Source organism: Streptomyces sp. NPDC059456 (assembly GCF_042750055.1).
Lineage (GTDB): Bacteria > Actinomycetota > Actinomycetes > Streptomycetales > Streptomycetaceae > Streptomyces.
Window position 1 is genome coordinate 1 of the sequence record NZ_JBHYVA010000144.1, and the last position, 6,442, is coordinate 6,442.

Below are 6,442 nucleotides of genomic sequence, written 5' to 3' on the forward strand. Positions count from 1 at the left end.
CCCTCGCCGTCCCCGGCCCGGCACTGTCCACGGCCCTCGCCCTGACCGGCGACAACGCCCCCGGCGACTGGGCCGGCGGGGGCCGGGCCGGCGGGGTGCAGGCCCGTACGAGCGGCTCCGGCGCCGACGGCTGGCGGCTGTACGGGGAGGTCGCGCAGGTGCTCGACGGGCACAGCGCCCCGCTCCTGCTGGTCGCCGCACACACCGGCGGGTTCGCCCGCAGCCGGACCCTGCTGTTCCTCGTACGGGAGGACGCCCCCGGGCTGGTCCGGTCGCGGCAGACCGCGCTGGACGAGACCCGCCCCCAGGCACGCGTCCAACTGCGCGACACGCCTGCCGAGTTGCTCGGCGCCGACACCGGCCCTGACATCGGCGCCGACGCCGAGGGCGCCACCGGCGAAGGCGTCCTCGCCGCACTGGCCGCCACCGGCCGCACCGCCGCCGCGGTCCTCGCCGCCGAGGCGGCCGGCGCGGCCGGGCAGGCGCTGGCCCGCACGGTGGAGTACGTACGCGGGCGGGAGCAGTTCGGCCGGCCCGTCGGCTCCTTCCAGGCGGTCAAACACCGGCTGGCCGACCTGTACGTACAGGTACAGGCGGCCCGGTCGGCGGCCTACTACGCCGCCTGGGACCCCCGCCAGGGCGGCCTCGCCCTCGGCCAGGCCCTGGAGGCCCTGCGGATCACGGCGGGCGAGGCGATCCAGCTGCACGGCGGCATCGGCTTCACCTGGGAGCACGACGCGCACCTGTACTTCAAGCGGGCGGCGGCCGACGAGCTGCTGTTCGGCCCCGTCCACCGGCTGCGGGCGCACGCCGCCCACGGCGCGGGCCTGTTCACCACCCCCCAGGAGAAGGCGGCCGTCTGATGGCTCCCGGCGTCAAGCTGATGCAGAAGGTCTCCTCGACCATGCTGTTCGCCAAGATCGCACCGCACTTCATCCCCGCCATGGACAAGGCGGTGCACAAGCTGACCCGCGGCAAGGTCATGCTCAGCGCCCGGATGCTCCCCGGCGTGATCCTGACCGCCAAGGGCGCCAGGACGGGCGAACCGCGCACCACGCCGCTCGCCTGCATGCCGGAGGAGGGAGGCGTCAGCTGGATCCTGATCGGCTCCAACTTCGGCCGCCCCGGGCACCCGGCATGGACCGGGAACCTGCTCAGGCATCCTGATGCGGAAGTGAGCTGGAAGGGGCAGGACATCGCCGTACGGGCCCGGCTGCTGGAGGGCGAGGAACGCGCGGCGGCGTGGCGGGCCGTGCTGGGGTTCTGGCCGCCGTACGCGACGTACCAGGCACGCATCGAGCGTGAGATCCGGCTGTTCCGCCTGGAGCGTCGCTGATCGCGGCGGACGGCCGGGGGTTCGACGACGGGGGAGGGCGGCGGACCCGGGGAGGGTCCGCCGTTACTTGGTCGGCTTCTTGCCGGTGACGCCCAGGTGGACGAGCAGCGCCAGGTTCGGCTTGAGCTCGGCCTGCTTGACGCCCCAGGTCTGGAAGCCCTTCTGGTGCGAGGCGACCGCGGCCAGCATCGCGACCAGCGAACCCGCCATTGCCGCCGGGCTGAGGTCCTTGTCGACCTTGCCCTTGGCCTGGAGCTCCTTCATCGACTCCGTGAGGGAGTTGGTGACGGAGTTCAGGATCTTCATGCGGATCTTGTAGAAGCGTTTGTCGCCCTCGGCCGCGCCGAGGTCGACGACCCGCAGGATCGCGTCGTTGCGCCGCCAGAAGTCCAGGAAGCCCTCGACGAGTTCCTCGGCGGCTTGCCAGCCGGCCTTGCCGACCCAGTTGCGGCCCTCGACGAGCGCCGTCAACTGCGCGCCCTCCGTGGCCATTTGCTCGGCGATCTCCAGGACGGCGCCCTCGACGTCCGGGAAGTACTGGTAGAAGGTCGCGGGGGAGGTGCCGGCCTTGCGGGCGACGTCGATCACCTTGACGTCGCGGTACGGCGAGGAGCTGAGCATCTCGCTGAGGCAGTCGAGCAGCTTCTGCCGCGTCGCCTGGCCGCGCCGGCCGGCCACGCGGCCGTCGACGGTGCGTACTTGTCCTGTCATGCCGTCAGCTTACCGAGGGGTGATCTGCGCGCGATTCGGCCGCCTGCAAATGGGGTTACCCGACACCTGGCCTGGGCGAAGGCCGTGCCCCGGACCGCCGCGGGCGGCCGGTTCCGGACGGGTCCCGGGCGGACTGGGCGCCCGGGAGCCGCCGTGGAGGTGTCGATTCCGGGTGCGTGATGGGCGGGACCCGGGCGGATCCCGGGCGGATCCCGTGCGAAATCGGGCGGCCGCGGACCCCGGCCACCCCGCCCGCTTCCTCTCGAAATCCCCCGATTAGTCTTGTCAACAGGCTGTGGACAAGTTTTCGGGCAGATCATGGCCGAGGGGCACAACGGAAGGAAACGGGCCATGGCCGCATTCGCGGAGGGCACACCCTGCTGGGTGGATGCCTCGCTTCCGGACGTCGAGGCGGGCAAGCGCTTCTACGGTGAGCTCTTCGGGTGGACCTTCGGCGCCGGCGCCGGACCCGAGTACGGCGGCTACACCCAGGCCTACAGCGGCGGCCGCAACGTCGCCGCCCTCGCGCCCAAACCCGACGGCCGCATGCCCACCGTCTGGGGGATCTACCTCTACACCTCGGACGCCTACGCGTGCGCCGCCCGCATCCGCGCCTCCGGCGGCCAGATGGTCATGGACCCCCAGCCGGTGGGCCCGTACGGGGGCGCCGCGCTCGCCGCAGACCCCGGCGGCGCCGTCTTCGGCCTGTGGCAGCCCGGCACCCACCACGGCTTCGAGGCCCAGCAGGAGCCGTACACGTACTGCTGGAGCGAGCTCTACACCCGGGCCCGCGACGCCGTCGACGTCTTCTACGCCAACGTCTTCGGCTACGTCCCCGAGGACCAGGACGACGCCGGCTCGGGCGTCGAGTACCGGCTGTGGTCCCCGCCCGGCAGCAGGCCGGGGGCGGAGACCGCCGTGCTGGGGCGCAGCCTGATCACGGACGCGTTCCCCGAGATCATGCCGGCGCACTTCCTCGTGTACTTCGCCGTCCCGGACTGCGACGAGTCCGTCGCGACGGTGAAGCGGCTCGGCGGCCGCGTCACCGCCGACCCCTTCGACACGCCGTACGGGCGCATCGCGGTCGTCGCCGACAACCAGGGCGCGGTGTTCGCGCTGCTCTCCGAGGCACGTCCGGGCCCGGTGCAATAGGCGCCGCCGGGCCGCCGCGGCGGGTCCGCCCGTCCGACCCGCGCGGACTGTGGCGACGCGGCCCCGGCGCGGGCCTGACAGAATCGGGGTTGCACGACCCCGGGCGGCGCCCGGGGTGAGACGCTGCACGGGGCCGACCGCCGTGCAGACGGCGCGTGCAGGTGGAACGGGCCAGGCAAGGGCCCGTACGGGGAGGTGTGGAGGCGAGTGGTGGAGCAGCTGACGCAGCACGACCCGAGACGGATCGGCCCCTTCGAGGTGCTGGGACGGCTCGGCGCCGGCGGCATGGGGCTGGTCTATCTCGCACGGTCGGCATCGGGACGCCGCGTGGCGATCAAGACGGTGCGCACCGAGCTCGCCGAGGACCAGCTGTTCCGGGTGCGCTTCACCCGCGAGGTGGAGGCGGCGCGCGCCGTGTCCGGCTTCTACACGGCCGCCGTGGTCGACGCCGACCCGCGGGCCGCCGTGCCGTGGCTGGCGACCGCGTACGTCCCGGCGCCCTCCCTGGAGGAGATCGTCAACGAGTGCGGGCCGATGCCCGCCCAGGCCGTACGGTGGCTCGCCGCCGGCATCGCCGAGGCACTGCAGTCCATCCACGGCGCCGGCCTGGTCCACCGCGACCTGAAGCCGTCCAACGTGCTCGTCGTCGAGGACGGCCCGCGCGTGATCGACTTCGGCATCGCGAGCGGCGTCTCCAACACGCGCCTGACCATGACGAACGTCGCCGTCGGCACGCCCGCGTACATGTCACCCGAGCAGGCGAAGGACTCGCGCAGCGTCAAGGGCGCCAGCGACGTCTTCTCCCTCGGCTCGACGCTGGTCTTCGCCGCGACCGGGCATCCGCCGTACCACGGGGCCAACCCGGTGGAGACGGTGTTCATGCTGCTGCGCGACGAGCCCAACCTGGAGGGGCTCCCGGACGAGCTGCGGCCCCTGATCGACTCCTGCATGCAGATGGACGCCACCCAGCGCCCGACCCCCGCCGACCTCCAGGCGCAGCTCGCCCCGCACCTCTTCGACGGCGGCGACGACAGCGGCACCGCCTCGGCGTGGCTGCCGGGCCGGGCCGTCGCGATGATCGAGGCCCGGCGGGCGGGCCAGCGCACTCCCGCCGCACCGGTCCCCGCCCCCGGCCGTTCCACGGGGCGCGGCGCCGAGGCCGCCACGCACCGCAGGGAGCCGCGCGGCGGCGCCGACCCCTGGGTCGACCCGCGGACCGGCCAGGCCCTGCCCCAGCGCCCGCAGCACCCGCCGCGGCCGGCGTCCCCCGCGCCGTCCGGGGAGCCCGTGCTGATCGGCGGCTCCCCGGTGCCGATCGGCCCCGGGCCGCGGGCGAGCGCCGCCGCGCCCGCCGCGCACGCCTCCGCCGCGGATGCGGCGACGGGCTGGGTCCGCCCGCCCGGCGGCGGTGCGGTGGCCGGTCCGGCGTCCTCCCCGGCCTCCTCCGCCGTGGTGCCGAGCCCCGGTCCGGCCCCGGACAGCGGCCGCTGGCGACCCTGGCGCTTCCGCATGTCGAACGAGGTCTGGGGCACCCCGACCGTCGCCGGAGACCTGCTGTACGTGACCTCCTTCGAGGTGCACGCCCTGGACGTGGCCAGCGGCCGCCGCCAGTTCAAGACCCGCGACGTCGCCTGGTCCATGGCCGTCGCGGACGGCCGCATCCACGCCTCCGACGGCCCGTCCCTCTACGCCCTCGACGCCGGCGACGGCTCCGAGCGGTGGCGGCTGAACACCGACGCCTGGGTGTACGCGCTGCGCGCCGAGCGGGGCACCGTCATCACCGCCACGCGCGGCGGCGGCGTACAGGGCTGGGAGGCCTCGAACGGGCAGAAGCTGTGGGAGCTGACCGGCGCCCAGAGCGATTTCGAGACCCCGGAGGCGGCCCCCGTCCTGCACGACGGAACGGTGTACGTGTGGCAGGACGCGCGGCTGCGCGCCCTGGACGCCCGCAGCGGCCGGGAGGCCTGGTCGTACCCGGTCGGCGACGCGGCCTCCTGCGGCAACGTCCCGGTACGGGTCAACCCGGCCCCCGACGGCAACGTCTACATCGCCGCCGGGACCCGCGTGCTGTCCGTGGACCGGGCCTCGGGCCGGGTCCGCTGGCACTTCGAGGCCCCCGCGGTGTTCCTGGCCGCCCCGGCGTTCGCGCCCGGCGCGGCGGTCACCGGCGGCGGGGTCTACCTCGCGGACTACCTGGGCACCGTCTACGCCCTGGACGCCGTCACCGGCACGGACCGCTGGCGCATCGCCACCGAGCCGCGGGCCTCCTCGGACCCGGTGCTGGTCGCGAACGGCAACGTCCACCTGGGCGCGGGCAGCGCCCTGTACACGCTCGACGCGGTCACCGGCACCCCGAAGTGGCGGTTCGCGGCGGGCGGCGAGATCACCGGCCCGCCGGTGGTCGCGGACGGCCGGGTGCACTTCGGCTCCGCCGACCACTGCCTGTACACCCTGGACGCGGCGGGCGGCCAGCTGCGCTGGAAGCTGGCCACGGGCGGCGAGATCACCGGGGCCCCGGTGGCCGAGGCGGGCGTGGTCTACGCATGCAGCAAGGACCGCTGCGTGTACGCCCTGGACGCGGCCAAGGGCACGGGGACGCGTACGGCCGGGTGAGGGGTTTCGGGCCCCTCCGGGTCGCGCGCAGCACCTGGAGTGACAGGATGGACCCCATGAGCAACGTTTACTTCGACATCAACATCGACGGCCAGCCCGCCGGCCGCATCGTCTTCAACCTCTTCGACGAGGTCGTCCCGAAGACGGCGCGCAACTTCCGCGAGCTGGCCACCGGCCAGAACGGCTTCGGCTACGCCGGTTCCGGTTTCCACCGCGTCATCCCCCAGTTCATGCTCCAGGGCGGTGACTTCACCAACCACAACGGCACCGGTGGCAAGAGCATCTACGGCGAGAAGTTCGAGGACGAGAACTTCACGCTGAAGCACGACCGCAAGTACCTGCTGTCGATGGCGAACGCCGGCCGCAACACCAACGGCTCGCAGTTCTTCATCACCACCGTCCTCACCCCGTGGCTCGACGGCAAGCACGTCGTCTTCGGCGAGGTCGTCGAGGGCTCGGAGATCGTGGACCAGATCGAGAAGCTCGGCACCCCCTCGGGCGCCACCCGCGCCAAGATCGAGATCGCGGCCTCCGGCGTCGTCGAGGCCTGATCCCCGCCTGCACGGGCTCGGCGGGCCCCCCCCCCCCCCCCGGGGGGGGGGCCCCCCCCCCGGGGCCCCCCCGGTGGGG

The 6,442-nt window shown here is 73.9% G+C and carries 6 protein-coding genes; 5 read left to right on the forward strand and 1 reads right to left on the reverse strand.

Annotation, left to right across the window (positions count from 1 at the left end):
• A partial coding sequence (locus ACFXA3_RS15350; protein ID WP_385186987.1) for an acyl-CoA dehydrogenase family protein occupies window positions 1-863 on the forward strand: 863 nt, incomplete at its 5' end.
• Window positions 863-1,336 carry a nitroreductase family deazaflavin-dependent oxidoreductase gene (locus tag ACFXA3_RS15355; RefSeq protein ID WP_385186989.1) on the forward strand — a complete coding sequence of 158 codons (474 nt, stop codon included), beginning with the start codon at window positions 863-865 and terminating at the stop codon, window positions 1,334-1,336. The genes ACFXA3_RS15350 and ACFXA3_RS15355, both read left to right, overlap by 1 nt.
• A 63-nt stretch (window positions 1,337-1,399) precedes the next feature.
• Here ACFXA3_RS15355 and ACFXA3_RS15360 read toward each other — a convergent pair whose 3' ends face one another.
• Window positions 1,400-2,047 carry a TetR family transcriptional regulator gene (locus ACFXA3_RS15360; RefSeq protein WP_030873289.1) on the reverse strand — a complete coding sequence of 216 codons (648 nt, stop codon included), beginning with the start codon at window positions 2,045-2,047 and terminating at the stop codon, window positions 1,400-1,402.
• 351 nt (window positions 2,048-2,398) lie between these two features.
• Here ACFXA3_RS15360 and ACFXA3_RS15365 point away from each other — a divergent pair, with 351 nt between their 5' ends.
• The 3 genes from ACFXA3_RS15365 to ACFXA3_RS15375 all read left to right on the forward strand — a co-directional run bounded on the left by ACFXA3_RS15365 (window position 2,399) and on the right by ACFXA3_RS15375 (window position 6,363).
• The gene (locus ACFXA3_RS15365) at window positions 2,399-3,199 is read left to right on the forward strand and encodes a VOC family protein (protein WP_385186991.1); all 801 of its coding nucleotides are present in this window, start codon (window positions 2,399-2,401) and stop codon (window positions 3,197-3,199) included.
• A gap of 210 nt (window positions 3,200-3,409) precedes the next feature.
• Window positions 3,410-5,812 carry a PQQ-binding-like beta-propeller repeat protein gene (locus tag ACFXA3_RS15370; protein ID WP_385186993.1) on the forward strand — a complete coding sequence of 801 codons (2,403 nt, stop codon included), beginning with the start codon at window positions 3,410-3,412 and terminating at the stop codon, window positions 5,810-5,812.
• Between the two features lie 56 nt (window positions 5,813-5,868).
• Window positions 5,869-6,363: a peptidylprolyl isomerase gene (locus tag ACFXA3_RS15375; RefSeq protein WP_385186994.1), complete on the forward strand. Its 495-nt coding sequence runs from the start codon at window positions 5,869-5,871 to the stop codon at window positions 6,361-6,363.
• The last annotated feature ends 79 nt before the right edge of the window (window positions 6,364-6,442 follow it).

Excerpts from the sequence above, each read along its gene's own strand:
- ACFXA3_RS15355 (WP_385186989.1), top strand. The coding sequence starts at position 863 with ATGGCTCCCGGCGTCAAGCTGATGCAGAAGGTCTCCTCGACCATGCTG.
- ACFXA3_RS15360 (WP_030873289.1), bottom strand. The coding sequence starts at position 2,047 with ATGACAGGACAAGTACGCACCGTCGACGGCCGCGTGGCCGGCCGGCGC.
- ACFXA3_RS15365 (WP_385186991.1), top strand. The coding sequence starts at position 2,399 with ATGGCCGCATTCGCGGAGGGCACACCCTGCTGGGTGGATGCCTCGCTT.
- ACFXA3_RS15375 (WP_385186994.1), top strand. The coding sequence starts at position 5,869 with ATGAGCAACGTTTACTTCGACATCAACATCGACGGCCAGCCCGCCGGC.